Source organism: Clostridium paraputrificum AGR2156 (assembly GCF_000424025.1).
GTDB lineage: Bacteria > Bacillota > Clostridia > Clostridiales > Clostridiaceae > Clostridium > Clostridium paraputrificum.
The window spans coordinates 115,232-137,889 of record NZ_AUJC01000008.1 but is presented as its reverse complement, the minus strand read 5'-3'; the positions used below and the strand labels follow the sequence as shown (position 1 = coordinate 137,889).

The following is a 22,658-nucleotide window of genomic DNA, read 5'->3' as shown; positions in this document are numbered from 1 at the left end:
TATTCTCTATATGACAAAAGTCATATCCTCTCTCCTGTATAATAATAAACAGCTATTTGAGTTCTATGCTTTAAACCTGTTTTATTTAGTATAGAGGTAATATAGTTTTTAACTGTTCCTTCTGAGATAAATAGTTTTTTGCTTATTTCCTTATTACTTAACCCTTGGGAAATCCCTACAACCACCTCATATTCTCTATCCGTAAAAAGTGATTTATCTATTTTCCCCTTAGGAGTATTTTGTCCAATCTCCTTATATCTCTTTAATATATCTTCCTGAATTACTGATATACCATTGTAAACCATTTTTATAGTATCTATAATTTTATCTGGCGTAGTATTCTTTAACAAATATCCAATTGCTCCTTGGTTTAATGATTTTTCTATATATTCATCCTCATCAAAGGTTGTTAACACAATGACCTTTGTCTTCAAATCCCTTCTTCTTATTTCTGCCAATGTCTCTACACCATTTAAAATTGGCATTCTTATATCCATAAGAACTACATCCAAGTAGTTTCCTTCTAAATATTTTAATAGTTCTTGTCCATTTTTAAATGTTCCCTTAACATCAATGTCCTCATTAGACCCAACAATTATTTTTAAACTCTCCCTAATTAAATCATCATCATCTACAATAGCAACTTTAATGCACATTATAATTCCCCCTCTTCTTTAAATATCATAATTGCCGTAAACCCTCTACTTCCATCTAGAATTAAATTTCCTTGTAAATTTAGCATTCTTTCTTCTAATGATTGTAATCCCATTCCTTTTATAATTTTGTTAGAACCAATACCATCATCACTAACTTCCACTTTTATATATTTATTTAACACCTCTATATTAACCTTAATTTTATTACCTTTAGAATATTTTAGAGAATTAGTTGATAATTCTCTTATTCCTTCAATAATTATTTCCCACTGTCTCCTGGATATTAAATCTAGATTTCCTTCACTTGTTAGTATGTATTTAAATGAAGTGTCCTTTAACTTATTTTGAAGTAACAGCTTAATTTTATTAACTCCAAGTTCTTCTATTGGAGGTTTTATACTTCTTAATGTTGCTCTTATATCATCCATTCCATTTCTAAGCAAATTGGTTACATTTTTTATAATACCTACTGCTTTTTCATTTCCATCATTTTTCAAAATAATTCCTAAAGCTTCAAGTTGAAGTAACGCTCCTGCTAAAGTATGTCCTATCTTATCATGCATAGCACCAGAAATTTCATTTCTTTCTTGTAACTTTGCAGATATTTTTTCTTGCTCTATAAACTTCTCCCTAGATTTCATTTTTAAACTTAATTCTGAATTAATTCTTCTATTTTGATCCCACTCTTTTTCTAAGAATTCTAATCTTTCTTCTTGTTTTTTTCCGTAAATTAATGCATATACTGAAAGTGCAATGATTGAGGTTAATTCTACACATAGATTATTTTTATATGTAAACAGAATACTTGTTGGAATAATAAATAGGCAATTATAATAAACCTTTTTTTCTATAGATAAATACTCTGCTAATGTAAAAGCAAATAGAATTATAATAATTTTATTTATATATATTGTTACTACTGCTGAAAAGATTATATTTATAAAGTATATCTTCTTTCTTAATCTTTTTGGAAGTAAATAGCTTAACATTGATAATATAATTATAGATAAAATGATAGAAACATTTAGCCATGGCTTATCCATATTATTTAATGAATTCATTGCAACATAGCCAACTAAAATAGCTTTAATTACAATATTAAAATCTTTTACTATAAAAATCCCCCCAATTTTTCATTACCACTTCTAATATTAACTGTTCCATTAAAAGTGACTATCCTAGTTTATATGTATAACTTAAATATCATGATTTTATATTATTAAGTACAAACAATATTACAAGTCAATTATACCACTTTATTCTATATAGAAACCTTATAGATAAATTCACTATGTAACAAACTATACTTTACCAATAACATTAAATATGATTAACTTGTAATTCATATTAGTAACAAAAATCCCTATATTTAATTATAAATATAGGGATTTTTAAATCAAACTTTCTTAATATACTTTATTTAGTATTCTTAATTTTTATCCTTGTTATTTTTCAACCACATTATAGCACTATATGCATGTATAGCAGAACCTGTAGCTAATATTTCTTCATTAAATACTACTTTTTCGTTATGCATTGGTTCACCATATAGTAAATTTTCTTGCTTTGTTCCAGCACCTAACATCATATAGACACTTGGAACTTCATATGAATAGGAAGCAAAATCTTCCGATCCCATTCCTCCTCCTTCAAATAAATTAACTAAATTCTCTCCGATCAAATCTTTTACATATGATGTAATTTCTTTAGCTAAATCAGTATTATTAGTTAATGGTGGTACAGATGATAATTCTATTAATTCTGCTTCACCTCTAAACATTTTAGCAGTATTTACTGTTATATCATTTATTCTATTAAATATGAATTCTCCTATTTCTTTATCTAAACTTCTTATTGTTCCCTCCATAATTACTTCTCTAGGAATTATATTTGGAGCTTCTCCCCCTACAAACTTACCAATAGTTACAACTGCAGCTTTAGTAGCTGGTATTTCTCTAGCAATTAGTTCTTGTAAAGATATATATATATGTGCTGCTATATTAATAGGATCTACTCCAAGCTCTGGCATAGCTCCATGACATCCAGTTCCTTTTACGACTATTCTAAATCTATTACATCCTGCTATACTAGTACCTAAGCCGCATAATACCATATTAGAAGGAGTTCCTGAATGAACATGCATAGCCATTGCAGCATCTACATGCGGATTTTCTAATACACCTGCTGCTAACATTTTTTTAGCTCCAGTAAAGCCTTCTTCGTCTGGTTGAAACACTAACTTAACAGTTCCTTCTATATCATCTTGATTTTCCCTAAGTAGTTTTGCTGCACCTAATAGCATTGCAGTGTGCATATCATGTCCACATGCATGCATACTCCCATTAGTTGACTTAAAATCACATTCAGTTGCCTCAACTACTGGTAATGCATCCATATCAGCTCTTAACAAAAACGTTTTGCCTGGATTTTTACCACTAATTGTAGCAACTACACCACTTTCACATATTTCTTGTGGTTCATACCCAAATTCCTTTAACTTATCAATTACATAAGCTTTTGTTTTAGGTAACTTTGCACCAACTTCAGGGTTACTATGAATAGTCCTCCTAATAGTAATTAAATCATCATATATTAACTTTGCTTGACTCATAATTTTATTCATATGTATACCTCACTTTCCTTTATCTCATATTTATTTTAATTACTTTTTTATAATATATTCATTAAACTATTAAATCAAATAAGCTGTTATCTTTCTCACTCATTTTTATATAATATAACCTATTATGCTTATATTTTCTAACTTTTTCATATTAAATAATTATCCATATAAACTCAAAATCATAATTATGCTTAGAGCAATAAATTTCTTTAAGCCTCTTAAACATTGTTATTGCTTCATTCATTTTACGAAAATTGAGAATTAAATTTTTAACCATCCATAATAATTTTTATTTCTTTCATTACAAATTTGCTTTGGAATCTCTTTAGGTTAACTAAAACATAATAAATAAAGGCAACCATTTCACTATCATCTAATATTCTAGCTAAACCTAATAGCTCCCTTTCATTCCATGCAGCAAATACATTTGATGAGTTCATTATACCTTATTATGTAATTAGCTTATTAGTTACCTAAGCCCTATATAGAGTAAAATAGATTGCTTTTTTCTATAAACTACAATCTTTTTTATAAAAATATAAATATTCAATAACTACTCCAATTAAAATACCAATTGTATAACATATTAAGTCACTAAATAAAAATCTATGACCTAAAATTAATGCTCCTAGGGTTGTATCTCTTATTGAATTTATCCATTCCCCTTGGTAAAGTTGTGATATTTCTATTAAATAAGAAAATGTCATTGAAGCCAAAGCCACATTTCTTATTTTAGCTTTATTAAATAGAAAACCAAATCCCAAATACACCATTAAAGCCCACAAGGTATCTCCTGCATATTTGCTTATTATATTGGGTAAGTAGCTTCCATACCTTCTTGAAGCAATGCCTAAAATCATAACTATGATCACAAGCCCCATATATATAATTCTTTTTCTTTTCATCTTTCTACTCCCTATAATATTAGTAATCCCACACTTCAAAAGCTAAATAACCATGATGATAGTTATAACCTAATTTTTCAGCTAATGCAACAGAGGCTTTATTATGAGCATCCCAACTTGGATATAAACCTCTCTTAAGGCATTCTAAAATTAATTTTGCACCACAACAATATGCAAGACCTTTTCTTCTGTATTGCTCTTTAGTATCAATTTCTACTTCAATTCCATCTCTATACCTTGAATAAGCAGCTGCACCTGAAATAGGTTCATTATCTTTCATAACAACAACGCCTAATCCTAGATTCTTAAACATTTCATAATCAGAATATTGAGCTACAAAACTTTTACTCCAATCATTTAACCTACAGAAATTAAAAATCTCTTCATCTATCATTCTTAGTGCATACTCTTTCGGTAAAGAGTTTACAATAGCCATCAATTTATCCTTACCAAAAATATGCTCTTCTTTTTTTATGGCATATCTAGTAATTTTTTTTGCATTATTTCCGTAACACTCTTTAATTAATACTGACCACTCATTACTTTGAGGTACCATTATTATAAAATTCTCTTTATAGTAATCTGGTTTATATTCTACTAGCTCTTTATTAGCTACTCCCCCGAAGAAACAAAAGTCTCCAAGTACAGCCATTGCAGATTTGGGATTCTCTTCATCATCTACATAAATACTTCCCATTATGTTTTGAAGACATGACCATATAATTGTTTCTTCCCAATTACCAAATAAATCTTTAGCCTTTTCTGTATCCTTTAGCTTATAAATCATATAACGCTCCATTCTGTTCTCTGATATTCTTAATTATAATCTTAAATTTATTTTAACATATTTACAGGTGCTCATAATTATGCATATTTATATATTTATGTATTTATATGTTTAAAACAATATTTATTTTTTTATTTTTGCATATATAACTTTTAGAAATAAAATTGGAGGTTTGTTATGGCAAGAAGAAAAAAAGAATTTGTAATATCTAAGGATGATTTATGTTACGAAGAACCAATGGATGAAATATGTTTTACAGATTATGTACCACCATCAAAAGATGCTGTTGCTAGTTTTTGTTTTACCGATGAAGCTACAGAAGAAAAATTAAGTTTTGATAATAGAAAAGAAGAAGCTAAACCTTTCACTGAAACAAAGTTTACTCCCCAATCTCATCAAAATAAAAAAGGTAAAGGACACCCTAATGGTATAACTCCTCCTGTAGACGGAGAAAAATTTGAATTTGTTAGAACCTATTGCTTTAGAAAGTCTACTTTAATAAAACTTAATAAACTTAAAGCTAATAATCCTGACTTTAATATTTATATTAGCACTATAATTGATGATGCTATATGTTCTTACTATAATAGTGCTATGAAATAAAGTTGAGAGCTTGTGCTCTCAACTTTCTATTAAATATTTGATCTATGAATCAAATTCATAATCATAGCTATTACCCAAGCTTCCCCCTAATCTAATAATGCTTGCACATCATATTCTTTTTTTGAAATATTATAGTATAAAATTGTAACCTCTTTATCATCTAAGAACTTTAACTTTACATCTCTTTTAAACTTATAGTTAAAACCGCACTTTTCATTTACCCTTTTAGATCTATTATTAAAATGGAAATGTCCACACCAGATTAAGTCTAAATCCATTTCATTAAATCCATAATTTATTAAACTTTTTACAGCTTCAGGAATATATTCTCTTCCCCAATATTTTGGATTTAGCACATATCCAATCTCCCTTTGTTTTAAATCTTTTAATGAACTATCTGGTCTGCTTATATGTAATCCTATTCCCCCAATAACCTTATCTTCTTCCTTTAAAACAATTGCATAGGAGTCATTACTCTTTATAAGCATATTTATTATTTCTTTGCTTTCTTCTTCTGATTTATGTGGCCTCCACCCTGCATTAGGCCCAACTAATTCACTTTGAGCATATTCATACAAATCACTGCTATCGCTTAATTTCCAAGGTCTTATTATTAGTCTATCTGTAATTATTTCTTTCATTGCCCCCTCCTTTTATATCCCCGTAAACTATTATAATTTTCAAGAAATCTATAATCACACTTTTCTACATACATATATTGTAAAGCAAAATACTTACAAATAAAAGAAGAGGAACCATAATTTGCGATTCCTCTTCCTAAGCTACTCATTTTTTAGTTTTATTTTAGACATCATTATAGGAATGGTTGTTGCTACTACTAAGGCTATTAATAGTATTATTCCCATACCATTACTTGCTGCAAATCCAGTAGGAGTTTTTGGAGTTATTACTCCTGTAACCTGAAGTATTATTCCTAATAGTCCAATTATAGAGCCACCAGCAACAAGCCCTGAAGAAAGGCTTATTCCATTTGAAACTTTTACTTCTTTTTCCTGCTCATCTTTACTCATTTTTTCTACAAATACTCTTATTAAAGCACCTACTAATATTATAGAAGTTGTTGATATAGGTAAATAGAACCCTATAGCAATAGTCATTATAGGTAAATCTAATAAGAATAAGAAAAGTGCCATTACAATACCAACTATAATCATTGGCCATGGTAAATCGCCAGACATTATACCTGATGTTAAGGTTGACATTAAATTAGCTTGTGGAAGTGCAAATGGTGCTTCTGCTCCAGTAATTCTTAACTGGCTTGATAGAACAAGGATTGTTCCTGTTACTACTATAACACCAATAACACTTGATATAGCAAATGAATTTCTCATTTCACTTCTGCTACCACCTATTATGTAACTTACCTTTTGAGATTGGCTATATCCACCAGCTACTGCTATTGCAACTACCATAAAGGCTGCAAATAAAAGTAATGATTTATTATCAGCTGGAGAAGTCCATCCCATTATAACGAAAACTAAAGTTAATATTACTAAAGATGCAATTGTCATACCTGATACTGGTAGGTTTGATGTACCTATTGTACCAGTTAAACGTCCTGCTACTATAACAAATAATAATGATAATATCATAGAAACTATTGCACCTATTATTGCCATCTTTATATTTTGAGAAATTATAAAGGCTGCAACAAAGGCTACTATAATTCCACCAAATAGCATAAGAATTCCACCTGAATTCTTTTCATTGCTTTCATCTTTGCTTGATTTTGCTTTAAATGTTTCCTTAAGAGAAACAACAATTGTTGGTATAAGCTTAATTGCACCAATAATACCACCACAAAGCATCATTCCAGCACCAATATACTTAACATAGCTTCCTGCTATTGTATTTACATCCATTTGATGAAGTAACACAGAAGCATCATTCCATGATTGAGCACCATGTTCTGCAAAATCAGTAAAGTAACCTATTAATGGAGTAATACCAAAGTTAGCTAAAACTGAACCTGCAAACATCATTAAAGATACTTCAAGACCAACTATAAATCCAATACCTAATAAAAGTGGATTTACTTCAGTTGAGAACTTCCATTTATAAAACTTACTGCCTACAAAAGTAATAGTATTGTTAATTAGATTCAAAAATGATCCTGTCAACACATTAATAATACCACTTATTCCAAATCCAATACCCATGTATTTTATAGCATCTCCACCTGCTTCAGATGCAACTAAAGTTTCAGAGATAGCCATTGATTCTGGATACATAAGAGTTCCATGTTCCTCTACTATTAAGAATTTATAAACTAATGAAAGACATCCTATACCAAATAGTGTGCCTCCTACTCCAACAGTAATTCCCTCTATAAGAGTAATATCACTGCCTATAAGAATAATTGCAGGTAAAACATAAATCATACCACTTGCTATAGATTCTCCACCACTTGACATACCTTGAGTTATATTTTTCCCAAGGATACCTTTACTTTTAGCAAAAACTCCAATAAGCATTGAACCTATAATAGCACCAGGAATCCCTGCTGCAACAGTTAATCCAGATTTCATTCCAGAATAAGCTGTAGATGCTGCAAACACAGCAGCTAAAATTGAACCTATTATGATTACTGCAAGATTTGTTCCACTTTTAGACTTGTCAGTTATGTATGGAACATAATCTTTACCATGAACACCACCATAGGCCTCTTTAGGTAATTTCTTTTTCATCTTTTGTCCCCTTTTCTTTTGTTTATTTATAAATTTATATTTAGTATATCCATTTTTGCTAATATAATAATCATCTCATGTTTTATCACTTTAGTCAGATAAAACAAAAAAACATGATAAATATTATCATGTTTTTTTTGACAATACAAACCATAATTTGTCTTACCTTTAACTTCTAATTATAAAGTATTAATAATTTAACTTATGATTTGAAAAAATATAAATTTTATTATAATTATTTTTAAAAAGAATTATGAAATTACCTATATATAAATACTATTTTAATATTTTTATAGATTACTAGTATATTCAGCAATTCCACTTAATTTTCGCAGGGTTTTCTTCGTTAGAGATAGCAACCTTTTCAAGTGACACTAACATTTTTTCTAATTCTTTACTAGCTAATTCATCATATATTTTTGAACTTTCTGATAAACCACACTTATCATAAACAATTGCTGCTGCTCCATAAAAAGTAAAACCAAGAGCATTTGTTGGTGTATTAATTGTTCCACAAGCTGTTACTATAGCACGACAAGCTACCTGAGCAACAGGGTTTTCTTCTAGACTTCTTGCAACTACATTTCCTTCCTTTATAAGAGATTTAACCTCATTTAACTTTTTAGTTCCATTTAAATATTCCTTTGAAGCTGATACTATATTACGAAGTCTTAAATCATCACTATAGTTTTTTTCATATATATTAAGAAAATTGTCCTCTGCATATGTAATTGCCCAATTGGCTAATGTTGTTTTGCTTTGTGTTTCTATTAAACTCATTAATGATACTATATTGGGATCATCTAAGCTTCCTAACATCTTCCTTAGTTTTGCCATATCTATTCCTACTTTCTTTTAACTAATTATTATTTCTTTTAGTTCCTCTACATTATTTACTAGATAGTCTGCACCTTCTTTAAGTAACTCTTCTCCTCCTCTAAATCCCCATGAAACACCTATAGATTTAACTCCAGCATTTCTTGCAGTTCTTATATCAACATTTGAATCACCAATATATATGCATTCCTCTTTACTTATACCAAATTCATTAATTACTTCTAATAGTGATGTTGGATCAGGCTTAGCTTTATAGTTTTCTCTTAACCCTAAAACTAATTTAAATCTATCAGAAAAATATTTATGTATTATCTCCAATGTAAAATCATGTTTCTTATTAGATACAACAGCTAGTCCAATTTCTTCATCTATTAGTTGGTCTAAAAGATCAATTATTCCATTATAAGACCTAGTCATATCCATCATGTGATCATTATAGTATTTATTAAACACATCTAATACCATATTAACTGTTTCACTATCCCTATTTTCAAGAGGAAGAGCTCTTTCCACAAGCTTGTATAATCCATTTCCAATAAAAGCTTTATACTTTTCAGACTCATGAGTTGGAAATGAAAATTTACTAAGAGCATAATTACATGCATTTGATAAATCATCTATAGTATTTAACAATGTACCATCTAAATCAAAAATAGCTACTTTAAACATTACTCTCTCCTATTTAACCTAATTTCTCATTCGATTATATCATATTTACCTTTTACATTGATAACAAATATAGTAAGAACTATACTTATCTTAAAAGAGTTATTATATATTCTTAAAAATACTATTGGATAACAAAAAACATTAATTTTATAAAAATAGCATTGAAAATTAGTATTTCAATGCTATTTGCTTTATGGAATAACTTTACATATAATTAACTTATACTAATTATAATTAGAAAGGAGTATTAAACTTGAGCAATACATTTACCAAAGATTATACTATAAACATATATGATGTAGATTCTAATATGAATTGTAAATATTCATCTTTAATGAATTACTTATGGGATGTTGTAATATCTCAAACTGATTCTTTAGGCGAAACTAAACATGGACTTGTACATAATTGTGTGTGGGTTTTATTAAAATATGATTTAAAAATCCTAGAATATCCTAAGTTTAGAGATAGAATAACTGTTGAAACTGAAGCCATAGGTATTAAAAAGCTATATGGTTATAGACGTTGCACTATAAAAAATTCAGTTGGTAAAGTAATTCTTTCTGGGATTTCTACTGCAATGCTAATTGACATTGAAAAGAGACGCCCAGCAAAGATTTCTCCTGAACAATTAGAGATTTACGGAATTCAAAAAGAATTGCATGAAATCATACCATTAGATGATTTTATAAAACTTGAAGTTCCTAGCATTACAAGAGCTTATACTGTTAGACATAGCGATATTGATTCAAACAATCACGTTAATAATGTTAAGTATATTGAAATGGCAGTTGATACTTTACCTAATGAGCTTTTAGACCAATATAAAATATCCGATATAAAAGTTCTGTTTAAAAAGGAAGCTAGTGAGGGTTCAACTCTACACTTTAATACAGACATTATAAGAAATAATGAAGATGAATTAATTACAGTTCATAGGGTTTTTAAGGATGAAGTTCAAAAACCAATTACAAAATTAGAATTTAAATGGAAAAAGAATAGCTAAACACTATTCTTTTTTTGATAATATAATTATTTTAAATAATATCGTCTTCTATTCTTAGTTTTATTTTTATATTCAATAGCATATGTTGGGCATCCACAGATACATGCCATGCAATGAGTACAATTCTCTCCCCACTTTGGCTTCCCATCTACTAGTATAATATTATTTAAAGGACATAACCCTTCACATTTACCACAACTTATACACTTATCTGTTGTATGAAATCCCTTTGCACTTACATATATTTTATAAAACATTTTATTTATAGAATTACTTTTCATCCTATCAATAATAGTAGTTTTATTTTCCTCAAATTTTCTGCCACTAACTATATATTTTACTATTTTATTAACTTCTTCCTCTACATTTTTAATTCTTCTTTCATTCTCTTCATCACTTGGAGTACTATACATAACAATATAATTATCCGGCATAACCAAAGCTCTTAGCCCCATAAACTCAAGTCCTTTTTCCTTAGAAATATACTTTAAAAATGAAGTGGCATCTCCTGTATCAGCACCGCAGGTAAGAATAAAATACACCTTTCTATTTCCAGAAAGCTTTATATTCTTAATAAACTTTTCTACTACCATAGGAATTCTCCATGCATAAGTAGGAGCTATAAAGACAAAAGGTTTATCTGATTTTATTTCATTATTACTACCACTCTTTATAAGTTCATTAATTGACATAATTTCATCATCTATTTCTTTACTTATTAACCTTGCAATATGACGACTATTTCCTGTTCCAGTAAAATATAATATCATTTATTCTCCTCCAATTATAGAACTAATTTACTTTTAATTAGATAACTTGTCTGCTAAAGCATCAATATATTCCTTTGACTCTTTAAGACCAGCTCCTGTTGTCATTCTATATAGCTTAACTGCCTTTACTTTCTTCCCTTCTATTATTAATTTATTTAATTCATCATTTATCTTATTAAGCTCATCATCTTCTATTTCTAAATGATTTATTATCTTATTTAATTTGTTATTTAGGATTTTAATTTGATCTTTTTGATTACTAACATTCATCATTAACACTATACTTACACCACAAAGAAATCCTATTATAGCATAATCCACTATATCTCCCCCTTTATTATTCAATATCACAATTATACATTAAATTCTTATAGGTTAAAATATTACTACTATAATAGTAAAAGCAGTAAAACTAAATTTACTGCTTTTTTATAACCTCATTTATTTCTCTAACAACTTCCTTTAATTCTTTATTTGTTGTATCAACCTTAATTGTATTCATTTTCTCATATAATACTAACCTTTCAAGGCTCCTTCTTATATTATCTTCATCTCTTAAACCTTTACTAATATCTCCTTTAATTCTTGACACTAATGATTCCGCAGGACACATTAAAGTGATCTTATATATTTCTACATTAGAAGTATTAAGGCCTTTTAATATTTCCTCCATTATCTCATCTGTATGAATGACCCAGTTAAATATTATATATTTGCTACTAGAGTTTCTTATATAATTATTTAGAATATGAATTATATTATCTAAAACCATAGTCTTATTTTCTTCATTTACTGTAAAGGGGTTCATCCTCCAGCAATCATCTCCATCTAGCCAAAATGAATTATCTAATTCTTTATAAATCATTCTACAAACTGAAGTTTTTCCAACTCCCATAACTCCATTTACAATAATTAACTTCTTTTTCACTTCTATCACCTATTCAATTTCTAATTATCTAAGTCTCCCTGCTTTCTATAAATATATGTAACAAAGGATCCTCTCTCATCCATCGTCTCATTATACTTAACCAATTCTAAGCTTTCATTTAACCCATTAAAATCTGATGGCTGTATTAAGTCTTCTTCTCTTATCTTTGAATCTGGTACATGTTTCTGTCCAAAACCATTAATGAATAAAATACCTTCTATTCTAAGATGTTTATGTATACTACTTAATTGCTTCTTACTTAATCTATAATGATTTATAATTATATTATCAAATTTCTCTATGTTATCTAAAGCATCAGGTTTACTTAAATCTACTTTCTTAGTATTAACTTTATAATTATTCCTTGCTGCAAAGTTATGTAGTCTTTCAAGTGCTTTAATACTAAAATCTACTCCAGTAACATTAAATCCTTCCTGTAATAAAAACAAACTATTCCTACCATCTCCACAAGCTAAGTCAAGAACAGTTCCACTTTTAAGATACCTTATGTTCTTAACTAAAGCTTCTTCTGGTTTTAAAGGATTTCCTCCCCTATTTTCAAACTTTTTATCCCAATAACTTTCGTTTCCCATGTATTCCATATTTCTCTCCTATAAGTTTATTAAATAATTCTTACAATTTATAACTATAAACTACAATCAAGATTAAGCAATTATCTAAAAAAGTGAGTTTTAAAATTTGTACAATGCTGTCTTAGTCTATCATTGAACATTAAATTTTGTTGTTCTGTTTCAACATAAGGAATTCTAAATGGACCTTTATAGTGTATATAATTAACTATATTTGATCCATTAAACATACCTTCATCAATATCTAGTCTATAAAATACATATCCTCTTTGTTTATCAGATCCAAAAGGATAGTTTACAGCTCCACTAATTTTATCATAAGCAAATTCATCACCAAGCCAATCATTTTCTATAACATTTTTGTTCTTTAGTCTTGGTATTTCAGCAGAATAGTTTATACCCTTTTTTTCAAATAATAATCTGCCACTTATTAACTCAAATTTCTGAGTATTACTAATTGAAAATCCATCATGCCAATATGATTTTCCATCTTTCCACTTAAAATATTCAATTACATACATTTCATTATTCTTTAATTCAGCGTAAATAGTCGTTGCCTCTAAATTATATTTACCTGGTATCTTATTATACGTACGAACTCCTAAATCATTTTCAATAGTTTCCTCTTCATAATCAAACATTAACACTTCATTAGATGATTTTATAACTATTGCATCCTTTAACAAAGCTATCTCCTCATCTGATATATCTTTAATAATATCCCTGGGAAATCCCTTATCTATAAGTATTTCTCTAGTTTCTGAAATTTGAGGAGTAACAAACTCTATAGAATTTAATTTAATATGGTTAGACAATAAACAACAAATAGACACTGCAACTACACATCCAATATAATATATACAAAGAAATTTCCTATTACTTATCTTTTTATTCACTCCTGATGGCTTATAGTTTATTGTATTAAAATAATTACCTAATTTGTAAATAGAACAGAAATAATACAAATAACTTAAATTTAAAATAATAAATATCCACCAAAGGCTACCTAAACCAGATACTATGCAAATTACAATAATAACCCTCCAAATAATTACTCCTAAAATAGGATCTTTTCTTGGTTTAATATCTGCTTTCTCAAAAACTTGCTTTAAACCTTTACAAAATATTAAAAGAAAGCTTACTTGAAATATAGTTTCAAATAATACTTCAATTGTAATATTATTGAATCTTTCACCTAAGGGTGTATTGGTACATATTAAATTAAAAATATGAACTATAATATTTATTATAGAAAAAATCCATGCTACATTAAGAGCCTTATTTTCCTTATGTATATCGCGTAAACCAATATATAAAAGTCCTACACCTATTGTTGGTAATATATACTGTAATTTAAATATACTAAATGTAGCTAAAGTAAGAGCAAATCCCCATGCTATGTTTTTTTATTGCATTACTACATATATTAGTATCATATTTACTATATGAATCTGTAGGTTCATTAATAATACTTTCCTCATTAAGATTATCTAATTTAAAATCATTGCCACTCATTATCCCCTATCCCCTTTTTTTACTTTTCTTTCATAGTAAATTATATAGTTAAGTTTATATTTATTATTAAAATTACTTTTTTCATCATTTTTACACCCTGTTTGCCATTATATGTAATTATATCATATATTATAAATTCATTGCTATTTTCTCCACTACTATTTAAAGCATAGAATATGTTTTTTCTTAATTTAATATAACAAAAAAATATCGCATACTATCACTAGGAATACGATATTTAGATAAGGTCCACATGATTTAAAATTGCATTATTTTTAGAATATCCAACTAAAAATCATAATCAAAATGTTCTTTAATAAATTCTAACATAGAAGTTCTATTATCTTTTTTACTTATATAATCTAAATCAGAATCATAGAAATATAAATAAGCTATACTCTTTTTATCATCTGATGTCCCAACCATACCAAAAGACTTTGGATAATCAGCTATGTAACTCTCATTTCCTGAAGCTACTCTAAATGTATAACTATTTACCTTAAACTCATTTTCAGGAATAAGAAAACTATCTATATCATAATCATAGACAGGCTTATCTAAGTAAGTATACTGTTCCTTCAATTTTTCTTTTTCTTTTTCATAGGTTAAATTATCATAGCTTACAACTAAAGCTATTGAATCTGACTGAGAAATTATAATTGAATTATTAGTATATCTGTACTCAACACTTTTGCTTTCAGGCAATTTCTCAATGCTTGGCATAAAACTTTTTGCAAAGTTATCAATAACTTCACCACTATTTAGGTATTCATCAATATTTGAATTTGATTTACTGCAACCCATAAAACAAAAAGATAATATTATCAAAACTATACTAAAAACCTTTTTTCTCATTTTACCACTCTTCCTAGTAAACATTGCCCTCACTCCTCTGTTGGACTAACTTATCAACTATCTTTTCAAACCTATTTTTATTTAAAATTTCATGGGTTACAAAATCACCATTATAGAATAAAGCATATGTTGTAAATGGACATGGAGAGTTTTGAGCCTCTTCATATGTTTCAAACAATACACTTTTAAACTTGATTCCTTTACTGTTAGCTACCTCTTCAATTATAGGTACATACTTTGCAGTAAATGGGCATTGGTGAGAATAATAAAGTACAAATCCTTCATTTTCTACAGTAGATCTCTTTACATTATCATTAAAAGAAGGTTTAATTGAATCTTCATCAAAAGGTAGATACAAAAGTTCAAAATATGATTCTAAAGTATCTGCCAATTTAAAACCTTTATACCTTAAAAATTCCGGATCAGAAAGGTATGGTTTCTTTTTCTTTGAAGATAAAACTACAAGTCCTTTCTTACCTTTTTCCTTACTATCTTTAATACACTCTTCTAATAGTAGATTTGAATTTCCTTGCCCCTTATATCTTCCAGATACCCAAAAACAATTAATATACATATATCCTTCGGCCTTAATAGGACACCATGCCTTCTCAGCAGGAATATATTCTATAAAACACTTTCCTCTAACATCACCTTTTTTAAAAACAAGTCCATCATCAAACCTTTTTAAAAGCCAAGCTTTTTTTGAAGCCACTTGACAATCCTTATTGCTAGAGATAGCACAACAAATATGCTCTTCCTCTAAATTTTCTTTATTAACGGTAATAATCTCCATATAACTTCTCCTCATTAAAACTATTTATCTTTTAAAGTAAAATAACTAAGTAAAACCATAATTATGCTAAGAAAGATTACTACGGACTTAAACCTTACTTTAAATAACTTTACAAGTATTAAAAACACTAGTGTAAAGATAAGTAAAATCCATATATAATTTTTCAGATTTTCTTGTACAAACTCATATTTCACTATAAATTTTGCTGATATCATACTAAGGACGGTTGTAATAAAATAAATTATAATTATTTTATAGATTTCCTTTAAGGTTTGTATTCTTTCCATTTTTCCTCTCACTATCTTCTAAATCTTATTTAAATCAATATCAATATAAAAACATTTTTTATATGGAATATTATAACATATTACATCTTAACTCAAAAATACTGCATGTCTATATATGAACAATGCAGTATCTCTAATTTATTATTTCTCTTCTAAATTGTTTTACTTCTATAAAAATTTAATACATTTTCATTTCCATCAATTTTATCTTCATTATCTTATTTTCTTCTTGTAAACATAAGCTGAAATAACTGATGTAATTGGCACCGCTAATATTATTCCAATACTTCCTGATATACTCTGTGCAAACTCTATTGCAATAAAATCAGAACTCATTAATTGATTAAATTGAGTATTATAGGAATACAGAGCAAGCATAGTACTTAATGAAGTGCCTGCAAATGCAAGAATTAGAGTATTAGACATTGTCCCAATCATATCTCTTCCTATATTAATACCAGAATTAAAAATAGTTTTCATATCTAAATCGCTATTTAATTCATTTATTTCATAAATTGAAGATGCTATAGACATTGCTACATCCATTACAGCTCCTAATGATGAAATTAATATTCCAGAAAAAAGTATATCCCTAATTTTAAGTCCTGTATTTTGAGCTATAAGAATTAAAGATTCAGCCTCATCTAAATTAAACCCGGATATGTTTAAAAGATTTGATATAAGATAGAATATCACACCTGAAATTATTACCCCTACACAGGTTGCTAGTGTAGCTACTATAGTCTTTCTACTCCATCCATTTAATAAAAACAATGTTACAATTGTAGAAATTATTGATACTATTATTGATAAAATAATTGGGGAGTATCCTCTATATATAAAAGGAATCATAAAGAATATGATTGAATAGAAAGTAAATAATAGACCTATCATAGATCTAAATCCCTTACCCCTACCTATTAAAACCATAATTACAAAGAAAACAATAACTATAATATATATATGATTATTTCTACTGTAATTATATATACTAACCTTATAAAAATCTTCACTTGGTCTATCTACGCATACCATAATTTCTTTTCCTTCTTTAGCAACTACATTATGCTTTTGAGTTATATAATTTGTTACCTCTGCTTTTTCTCCTTTGAGTTCCCCTGTTAAAAGCTCTACTTCTAAATCTTGAATACCTGAATATCTCCTATTAGATATTTGCTCTTTCTCTAAATTTTCTTTTATAACACTTATTACCCTTGCCTTTTCATAACTTAAAGTACTATTATCATACTTCTTAAAATCATCTTTAAATGTATTATTTAATAATGTTGTACAAAGTATAAATGCACCTATTAACCACGTTATTACAATATCAGTTCTGCTTAACTTTTTTAACATATTTCTCTCCTAAATAGAAAGTTTAGCCCTGCATTTAAACAAAGCTAAACTAATACCTTATCTTCTAATTCTTACTTTCTTGTAAGTTCTTTTTCTTTAATACTAGATAAAGAATTGAACCTGAAGCTAGCACAATTAATGGTATATATACAAATGGATTTCCTACTGTATCACCAGTTTTCACTGGATTAGAACTTTCATTTTTATCTCCATCATTTTTATCCAACTCTGGTTTAGTAGTTTCATTATCTCCTGGATTTTGAGTTTCTCCATTGCCATCGTTATCTTCCTCAACATCTTTTACTATTGAGTATTCATCAATAACTTCCATATTATCAGTTCTATAGGTTACAACTTTAAATAAGTTGTCTGTCATTTCAATATTTGAAATTGTAGGAACCTTACTTTGGTCTTTTACCGCTGCATAAGTAAAATCTTCATTTTCTAAAATGTTATAATATTTACTACCACTTGCAGAGTTGGCTGTTAAATAAAGTGTTCCCTCTGGGTCTACTACATTACCTTCATTGTCTAAAGTTTGATTCTTTAATTCTTTAAAGCCTTCCATTTGATAAGATCTTGTATATACATGATCATGTCCCATTAAAACAACATCTATATCATTCTTATCAAAGATTGGCACCAAGGTTTCTCTTCTACTTAAAATTGAGTCCTCTAAAGAATGACTAGCAACACTATAAATAGAGTGATGGAAGGTTACTATTCTCCACTTTGCATCCTTATTTTTTTCAATTGTCTCTTGAATAAATTGTTCATGTTCAGCAGAACTTGTATTATTTGAGTTTAATGAGATAAATAATGCATTTCCATATCTAAAGGAATAATCTCCTCCAGCTGCATTACTTCCTAAAGTACTTAAATTCGGCACATTAAAATGTTGTGTATAGTTAATTCCAACATCATGATTACCTACATTAGTTGCAACTGGTAATGACTCTAATACTTCAGGACTTAAATATCCATCATATTCAGCTTCATTTCCTGCTTTGTTAATTTGATCTCCAGCACTAATAAGAAAACTTGCATCAGGGAACTTTGAGATAGCCTTGTTTAAGGTATCTGTCCATCCATTAATATCAGATTCTATGCTACCAGAGCCTATTTGTGGGTCACCTGCTAATAAGAAATTAAACTTATTCCTATCTTTAGTCGATAAATTATTAACTTCAGACCATACCCCTTCTTTTCCTATTCTATAAACATAATCTGTATTTTCTTCTAAGTTTATTGCAGATGCCTTATTACTTCTATTTATATCATCTATCTTAGTAATTTCTCCCTTATAGCTTTTAGCTTTTTCTACTGGGAAAATATCACCATTCATATCTGATTTTTTAGCTACTTGAAGCTCAGTTTCTTCATCAAAGTTTGTATACCAAGTAAAATTTACTTCTGACTCATCTGCTCCTACAGTTAGTGAAATATCACTTACTTTTGGTTCTTCCTTTTCAATCTCTTCTGAGCTTAAAATAAGTGAATTACATCCAAAATATATATCAGAGCTTGTCTCCCTATCTTGGTGAACCTCAACAGCTATAACATTTTTACCTTCCTTAAGCATTGATAAATCTATTAGCTCAAATTCTTCTGTTATTGGACTTCCATTTCCATTTCCAGAATAAAACATATTATTTTCTTGCTTTTCTTCTGGCACTAAATACCTTTTAACTTCACTACCATTAATGTATACAACTATTGAATCATCAAAAGTAAAACTAGCTTTTATTTTCTTTACATCTTCTAAGTTGTCTACATTAAATTCAGTTCTAAAGAAATATGTTTCAATTGCTCTGTCCTTGCCAGAAGAAGTTTTTCCATTATAATGCTGTAATACTGTATTTGCTCCATCTATTCCTCCACCATTTTTTGCTCCGTAAGGCCCCTTTGCTATCTTCCATGAAGTATCATCAAATCCAACGTTTTGTCCTTCATATTCAATATTTTTAGGAAGGGTCCAGGCGGATTTAATTTTAAAATTATCGTATAAATACGTTCCTACTGCTGGATCTGTTCCATCATCTAAATATCTCCAACTTGTATCATTATTTATTACAGTCTTATCATTCTCAATTGTCTTAACCTGTGCAATAGAATTATCAACAGCTTCTCCATTTTCAGCTCTTGCAGTAATTCCTACTCCAACAACTAGTGCAGAAACCAATGTCATTGATATTATCTTTTTCAACTTCCTACTTTTCATCTTAAACTCTCCTCTTATAATTTAATTTAATTGGACAACTTAAGAATATAAAACTTTTATTATATGCATATTAAGTAAATGTAATAAAATGTAAAGATAAGATTAAAATTAATTTTACGTACTTTTGTCTATAAAACCTAATTATTTATAAAAGAAAAGAAACACTAGCCCTAGTAGTGTTTCTTCATTTTTATTATTACTTAATTATCCCCCATTACATATATCCCATATAAATCTTTCAAAATTATCTCTCTGACTATGTGTATTATTAGGATAAATCTCTAAAGAAGTTATTGTATCATTTAAGAACTTTGGTGTTAAAGACTCCATATCATCAAACTCCCACTCTTCATAAAGATCTCTTAATTTTTCTCCAATCCTTAAAAGACCTTTATAATGCTTTCCACTAGAAAAGCCTTTTATTCTTTTATTCTCTTTCTGCTGATTATAAAAGAATGGTGACTTTGCTAACCATCCTTTCTTAACTTTATCTACATTGGTAGTTTTAGTTAAAACATAATTAATTAACTCTGTAAACTCTTTAAATCTTCCTGACTCTATTTTTATACCTACTATAGGATACCATAGTCCATTAATCTTTCCACTATTTGTCCCTGATGACCTATAAAATGCCAAGGTTACTCTCTCAATCCCATAATCATATTTTATATCTATATCTATAAGTCCAATCATTCTAAAATAATTAATTGAATAGATATTAATTCTAAAACTATCTTCATATACACCTAAAATTTCTATAGAATTATTCATAGCCTCACCTTCATTATAATTAAAACAGCCATGTGATATATGAATCACATGGCCTTTTTTATTACATACTTAAGCTTTTAATTTTATCAAGTTGCTCTCTAATTTCTCTAATATTACTATAGCACTTTTTAACACCCATAAGCCTTTTTAAGAATATACGCTCTTCGTTATTTAAATCAAGCTCTTTATACCATGGGAGTTCTTCTTCACTTTCAGGCTCATATGATGAATAGTAAAGATGAAGTAGAAAATCACCTAAATACCAATAGTCTAATTCTCTTTCATAGTTTCTATTGTCTATTATCCTAGCAAGACCGAAATCTATTAGAGCTAATTCATTGTTATCCTTTAATATTAAATTAGGAAGTCTAATATCTCGGTGAACTATATGATTCTTATGCAAAGTTTCCATAATATCTATAATTTTACTGCAATATTCATATATTTCTTCCTTTGAAAACCTATGGTTATCCTCAAGTAATAGATCTTCTATTACCTTTCCTTCAATATATTCAAGGATATAACCTTCTCTATATTCATCTTTAAAGTTAGATATAAACTTTGGAAACCTAGGATCATCTAACATCTTTAATGTTTTCTTTTCATAGATAAGTTTTCTTTTTGTTTTTTTAATCATATCCAACTTTAATTGTTTTATTACGACCTTTTCATGATTATCATTTTCTCCTAGATATACAATTCCATATCTACCTTCGCCTAATAGTTTAATTATAGAGTACCCATTTACTTTTTCTCCAAATTCATATAACTTATCCATAGCAATATACTTATTTAAAACTATTTACTTCTAATAGCTTCTTCTGCGTGGTCTTTTACATGACCATCTAGATCTGCAATTTGATTTTCTAAATGATCTACTAAATGATTTACTAAATGATCTACTTGCTGACCAACTAAAAGATCTACTCTTAGACCTACTAAAAGATCTACTAAATGATCTACTTCTTGATTTACTAAATGATCTGCTTCTTGATTTACTAAATGACCTTCTTGATCTTTTACATTCTCTTTCTGATTTGGAAGATGATTTACTCCATCCTCTATAATAATTGTGACCCATGTAGGATCTTTCTCTAATGCATTTCATTATTAACACCCCTAAATTTATTTACTTATTGCACTTAATATATACTATTCAAAATACTAAAAAGAGTTACATAATCTTTTAATTGTAAAAAATTTGGAGCAGATATTTATTTTTCTCGTTCCGTCGCAAGTCCAAGTTACAAAAAAATAAAGAAGCTAAAAATTCAGCTTCTTTATCAATTAACAGTTTATATACCTATAATAGGTTGGGATAAATCTCTTTCATAAATACCATATGCAGCTAATAAAGCATATAATGTGCCTGATGTTCTAAGTATATTTGAAATATTAACATATATATCTGGTTCAAGAGAAAAGTCCACTTCTCCTTTCGCCTTTCTTTCTTTTAAATGGTCAAAACGAATAAATCCAAGTTGAGTATATATAAATCTTGAAATTACCAATAATTCAAGAGATTGAACAGCAGGTATATCTGGATTAGGAACATTTTCAGTTTCATTAGTATATCTACTATAAATTAAATTTATACTTTCAATAGTAGATAGATATGAGAGTAAATCTCCTATAATTGAAATAATATCTGCTATATGCTGATAACTTAACAAGTTTAATTCTTCAATATCACGTTCACTAAAAGAACTATATTCTGATTCATTTCCAAATATATTATTAAAATCCGAATAATTATTTTTCATATTACCTCTAAAAAT

General features: G+C 28.2%; 26 protein-coding genes. 2 read left to right on the top strand and 24 right to left on the bottom strand.

Translation table 11 applies throughout. The annotated features are described in order from the left end of the window. Positions 1 to 20 precede the first annotated feature (20 nt). The 6 genes from G594_RS0109770 to G594_RS0109745 form a co-directional block, all read right to left on the bottom strand. Positions 21 to 656 carry a response regulator transcription factor gene (locus tag G594_RS0109770; RefSeq protein WP_027098414.1) on the bottom strand — a complete coding sequence of 212 codons (636 nt, stop codon included), beginning with the start codon at positions 654 to 656 and terminating at the stop codon, positions 21 to 23. Then, the gene (locus G594_RS0109765; RefSeq protein ID WP_027098413.1) at positions 656 to 1,717 is read right to left on the bottom strand and encodes a sensor histidine kinase; all 1,062 of its coding nucleotides are present in this window, start codon (positions 1,715 to 1,717) and stop codon (positions 656 to 658) included. Before G594_RS0109765 ends, G594_RS0109770 begins: the two co-directional genes overlap by 1 nt. A 368-nt stretch (positions 1,718 to 2,085) precedes the next feature. Then, positions 2,086 to 3,279, bottom strand: a complete 1,194-nt coding sequence (locus tag G594_RS0109760; protein WP_027098412.1) for a M20 metallopeptidase family protein — start codon at positions 3,277 to 3,279, stop codon at positions 2,086 to 2,088. Positions 3,280 to 3,548: 269 nt separating this feature from the next. Further along, on the bottom strand, positions 3,549 to 3,719 hold the full coding sequence (locus tag G594_RS20125) for a hypothetical protein (protein WP_153246611.1): 171 nt from the start codon (positions 3,717 to 3,719) through the stop codon (positions 3,549 to 3,551). A 69-nt stretch (positions 3,720 to 3,788) separates the two neighbouring features. Then, positions 3,789 to 4,184 (bottom strand): ribosomal maturation YjgA family protein, encoded by a 396-nt coding sequence (locus tag G594_RS0109750; protein WP_027098411.1) that lies wholly within the window; start codon positions 4,182 to 4,184, stop codon positions 3,789 to 3,791. 19 nt (positions 4,185 to 4,203) lie between these two features. After that, on the bottom strand, positions 4,204 to 4,971 hold the full coding sequence (locus G594_RS0109745; protein WP_027098410.1) for a GNAT family N-acetyltransferase: 768 nt from the start codon (positions 4,969 to 4,971) through the stop codon (positions 4,204 to 4,206). Positions 4,972 to 5,148: 177 nt separating this feature from the next. Here G594_RS0109745 and G594_RS19640 point away from each other — a divergent pair, with 177 nt between their 5' ends. Beyond that, positions 5,149 to 5,574: a hypothetical protein gene (locus G594_RS19640; protein ID WP_027098409.1), complete on the top strand. Its 426-nt coding sequence runs from the start codon at positions 5,149 to 5,151 to the stop codon at positions 5,572 to 5,574. An 86-nt stretch (positions 5,575 to 5,660) separates the two neighbouring features. Here the strand turns inward: G594_RS19640 and G594_RS0109735 are convergent, their stop codons facing one another. The 4 genes from G594_RS0109735 to G594_RS0109720 form a co-directional block, all read right to left on the bottom strand. Beyond that, positions 5,661 to 6,215, bottom strand: a complete 555-nt coding sequence (locus tag G594_RS0109735) for a GNAT family N-acetyltransferase (protein WP_027098408.1) — start codon at positions 6,213 to 6,215, stop codon at positions 5,661 to 5,663. A gap of 141 nt (positions 6,216 to 6,356) precedes the next feature. Continuing rightward, entirely contained in the window at positions 6,357 to 8,282 is a 1,926-nt protein-coding gene (locus G594_RS0109730; RefSeq protein ID WP_027098407.1) for an OPT family oligopeptide transporter, read from the bottom strand. 309 nt (positions 8,283 to 8,591) lie between these two features. Then, the gene (locus tag G594_RS0109725) at positions 8,592 to 9,119 is read right to left on the bottom strand and encodes a putative immunity protein (protein WP_027098406.1); all 528 of its coding nucleotides are present in this window, start codon (positions 9,117 to 9,119) and stop codon (positions 8,592 to 8,594) included. A gap of 18 nt (positions 9,120 to 9,137) precedes the next feature. Beyond that, positions 9,138 to 9,788: an HAD family hydrolase gene (locus G594_RS0109720; RefSeq protein ID WP_027098405.1), complete on the bottom strand. Its 651-nt coding sequence runs from the start codon at positions 9,786 to 9,788 to the stop codon at positions 9,138 to 9,140. A 253-nt stretch (positions 9,789 to 10,041) separates the two neighbouring features. On the opposite strand from G594_RS0109720, the gene G594_RS0109715 reads away from it, so the two are divergent. Next, on the top strand, positions 10,042 to 10,794 hold the full coding sequence (locus tag G594_RS0109715; protein ID WP_027098404.1) for an acyl-[acyl-carrier-protein] thioesterase: 753 nt from the start codon (positions 10,042 to 10,044) through the stop codon (positions 10,792 to 10,794). 26 nt (positions 10,795 to 10,820) lie between these two features. Here G594_RS0109715 and G594_RS0109710 read toward each other — a convergent pair whose 3' ends face one another. From G594_RS0109710 to G594_RS18720, 14 genes are all read right to left on the bottom strand, one after another. Next, the gene (locus G594_RS0109710; protein WP_027098403.1) at positions 10,821 to 11,564 is read right to left on the bottom strand and encodes an EFR1 family ferrodoxin; all 744 of its coding nucleotides are present in this window, start codon (positions 11,562 to 11,564) and stop codon (positions 10,821 to 10,823) included. Between the two features lie 33 nt (positions 11,565 to 11,597). Beyond that, a complete protein-coding gene (locus G594_RS0109705) occupies positions 11,598 to 11,885 on the bottom strand; it encodes a hypothetical protein (RefSeq protein ID WP_027098402.1) in 288 nt (95 codons plus the stop codon). A gap of 97 nt (positions 11,886 to 11,982) precedes the next feature. Then, complete coding sequence (locus G594_RS0109700) at positions 11,983 to 12,492, bottom strand: AAA family ATPase (protein WP_027098401.1); 510 nt, start codon at positions 12,490 to 12,492, stop codon at positions 11,983 to 11,985. A 20-nt stretch (positions 12,493 to 12,512) separates the two neighbouring features. Continuing rightward, the gene (locus G594_RS0109695; RefSeq protein ID WP_027098400.1) at positions 12,513 to 13,094 is read right to left on the bottom strand and encodes a class I SAM-dependent methyltransferase; all 582 of its coding nucleotides are present in this window, start codon (positions 13,092 to 13,094) and stop codon (positions 12,513 to 12,515) included. A 71-nt stretch (positions 13,095 to 13,165) separates the two neighbouring features. Next, positions 13,166 to 13,915, bottom strand: coding sequence for a hypothetical protein (locus G594_RS20525; RefSeq protein ID WP_242829715.1), 750 nt, complete (start codon positions 13,913 to 13,915; stop codon positions 13,166 to 13,168). Positions 13,916 to 14,444: 529 nt separating this feature from the next. Beyond that, a complete protein-coding gene (locus tag G594_RS20120) occupies positions 14,445 to 14,597 on the bottom strand; it encodes a hypothetical protein (RefSeq protein WP_155849303.1) in 153 nt (50 codons plus the stop codon). Between the two features lie 288 nt (positions 14,598 to 14,885). Continuing rightward, entirely contained in the window at positions 14,886 to 15,476 is a 591-nt protein-coding gene (locus G594_RS0109680; RefSeq protein WP_242829714.1) for a hypothetical protein, read from the bottom strand. Beyond that, complete coding sequence (locus tag G594_RS18735; protein ID WP_034866351.1) at positions 15,466 to 16,245, bottom strand: YoaP domain-containing protein; 780 nt, start codon at positions 16,243 to 16,245, stop codon at positions 15,466 to 15,468. Before G594_RS18735 ends, G594_RS0109680 begins: the two co-directional genes overlap by 11 nt. Before the next feature lie 500 nt (positions 16,246 to 16,745). Beyond that, the gene (locus G594_RS0109665; RefSeq protein WP_027098397.1) at positions 16,746 to 17,888 is read right to left on the bottom strand and encodes a YibE/F family protein; all 1,143 of its coding nucleotides are present in this window, start codon (positions 17,886 to 17,888) and stop codon (positions 16,746 to 16,748) included. Positions 17,889 to 17,952: 64 nt separating this feature from the next. Then, positions 17,953 to 20,109, bottom strand: coding sequence for a purple acid phosphatase family protein (locus tag G594_RS18725; protein ID WP_051195970.1), 2,157 nt, complete (start codon positions 20,107 to 20,109; stop codon positions 17,953 to 17,955). Between the two features lie 204 nt (positions 20,110 to 20,313). Then, complete coding sequence (locus G594_RS0109655) at positions 20,314 to 20,880, bottom strand: hypothetical protein (RefSeq protein ID WP_027098396.1); 567 nt, start codon at positions 20,878 to 20,880, stop codon at positions 20,314 to 20,316. Between the two features lie 61 nt (positions 20,881 to 20,941). Continuing rightward, on the bottom strand, positions 20,942 to 21,658 hold the full coding sequence (locus G594_RS0109650) for a protein kinase family protein (RefSeq protein ID WP_027098395.1): 717 nt from the start codon (positions 21,656 to 21,658) through the stop codon (positions 20,942 to 20,944). Positions 21,659 to 21,688: 30 nt separating this feature from the next. After that, complete coding sequence (locus tag G594_RS0109645) at positions 21,689 to 21,988, bottom strand: hypothetical protein (protein ID WP_027098394.1); 300 nt, start codon at positions 21,986 to 21,988, stop codon at positions 21,689 to 21,691. Positions 21,989 to 22,175: 187 nt separating this feature from the next. Continuing rightward, positions 22,176 to 22,643, bottom strand: a complete 468-nt coding sequence (locus G594_RS18720) for a hypothetical protein (RefSeq protein ID WP_051195969.1) — start codon at positions 22,641 to 22,643, stop codon at positions 22,176 to 22,178. Positions 22,644 to 22,658: the final 15 nt, after the last annotated feature.

Bases quoted from the DNA above. Each gene is read 5' to 3' on its own strand.
- G594_RS18725 (WP_051195970.1), bottom strand. From the start codon at position 20,109: ATGAAAAGTAGGAAGTTGAAAAAGATAATATCAATGACATTGGTTTCT.
- G594_RS20125 (WP_153246611.1), bottom strand. From the start codon at position 3,719: ATGAACTCATCAAATGTATTTGCTGCATGGAATGAAAGGGAGCTATTA.
- G594_RS0109645 (WP_027098394.1), bottom strand. From the start codon at position 21,988: ATGAAATGCATTAGAGAAAGATCCTACATGGGTCACAATTATTATAGA.
- G594_RS19640 (WP_027098409.1), top strand. From the start codon at position 5,149: ATGGCAAGAAGAAAAAAAGAATTTGTAATATCTAAGGATGATTTATGT.
- G594_RS0109710 (WP_027098403.1), bottom strand. From the start codon at position 11,564: ATGATATTATATTTTACTGGAACAGGAAATAGTCGTCATATTGCAAGG.
- G594_RS0109680 (WP_242829714.1), bottom strand. From the start codon at position 15,476: ATGTTTACTAGGAAGAGTGGTAAAATGAGAAAAAAGGTTTTTAGTATA.
- G594_RS0109760 (WP_027098412.1), bottom strand. From the start codon at position 3,279: ATGAATAAAATTATGAGTCAAGCAAAGTTAATATATGATGATTTAATT.
- G594_RS0109665 (WP_027098397.1), bottom strand. From the start codon at position 17,888: ATGTTAAAAAAGTTAAGCAGAACTGATATTGTAATAACGTGGTTAATA.
- G594_RS0109745 (WP_027098410.1), bottom strand. From the start codon at position 4,971: ATGATTTATAAGCTAAAGGATACAGAAAAGGCTAAAGATTTATTTGGT.
- G594_RS0109765 (WP_027098413.1), bottom strand. From the start codon at position 1,717: ATGAATTCATTAAATAATATGGATAAGCCATGGCTAAATGTTTCTATC.
- G594_RS0109720 (WP_027098405.1), bottom strand. From the start codon at position 9,788: ATGTTTAAAGTAGCTATTTTTGATTTAGATGGTACATTGTTAAATACT.
- G594_RS0109770 (WP_027098414.1), bottom strand. From the start codon at position 656: ATGTGCATTAAAGTTGCTATTGTAGATGATGATGATTTAATTAGGGAG.
- G594_RS0109750 (WP_027098411.1), bottom strand. From the start codon at position 4,184: ATGAAAAGAAAAAGAATTATATATATGGGGCTTGTGATCATAGTTATG.
- G594_RS0109735 (WP_027098408.1), bottom strand. From the start codon at position 6,215: ATGAAAGAAATAATTACAGATAGACTAATAATAAGACCTTGGAAATTA.
- G594_RS20120 (WP_155849303.1), bottom strand. From the start codon at position 14,597: ATGAGTGGCAATGATTTTAAATTAGATAATCTTAATGAGGAAAGTATT.
- G594_RS0109695 (WP_027098400.1), bottom strand. From the start codon at position 13,094: ATGGAATACATGGGAAACGAAAGTTATTGGGATAAAAAGTTTGAAAAT.
- G594_RS0109655 (WP_027098396.1), bottom strand. From the start codon at position 20,880: ATGAATAATTCTATAGAAATTTTAGGTGTATATGAAGATAGTTTTAGA.
- G594_RS18735 (WP_034866351.1), bottom strand. From the start codon at position 16,245: ATGGAGATTATTACCGTTAATAAAGAAAATTTAGAGGAAGAGCATATT.
- G594_RS0109650 (WP_027098395.1), bottom strand. From the start codon at position 21,658: ATGGATAAGTTATATGAATTTGGAGAAAAAGTAAATGGGTACTCTATA.
- G594_RS0109725 (WP_027098406.1), bottom strand. From the start codon at position 9,119: ATGGCAAAACTAAGGAAGATGTTAGGAAGCTTAGATGATCCCAATATA.
- G594_RS0109730 (WP_027098407.1), bottom strand. From the start codon at position 8,282: ATGAAAAAGAAATTACCTAAAGAGGCCTATGGTGGTGTTCATGGTAAA.
- G594_RS18720 (WP_051195969.1), bottom strand. From the start codon at position 22,643: ATGAAAAATAATTATTCGGATTTTAATAATATATTTGGAAATGAATCA.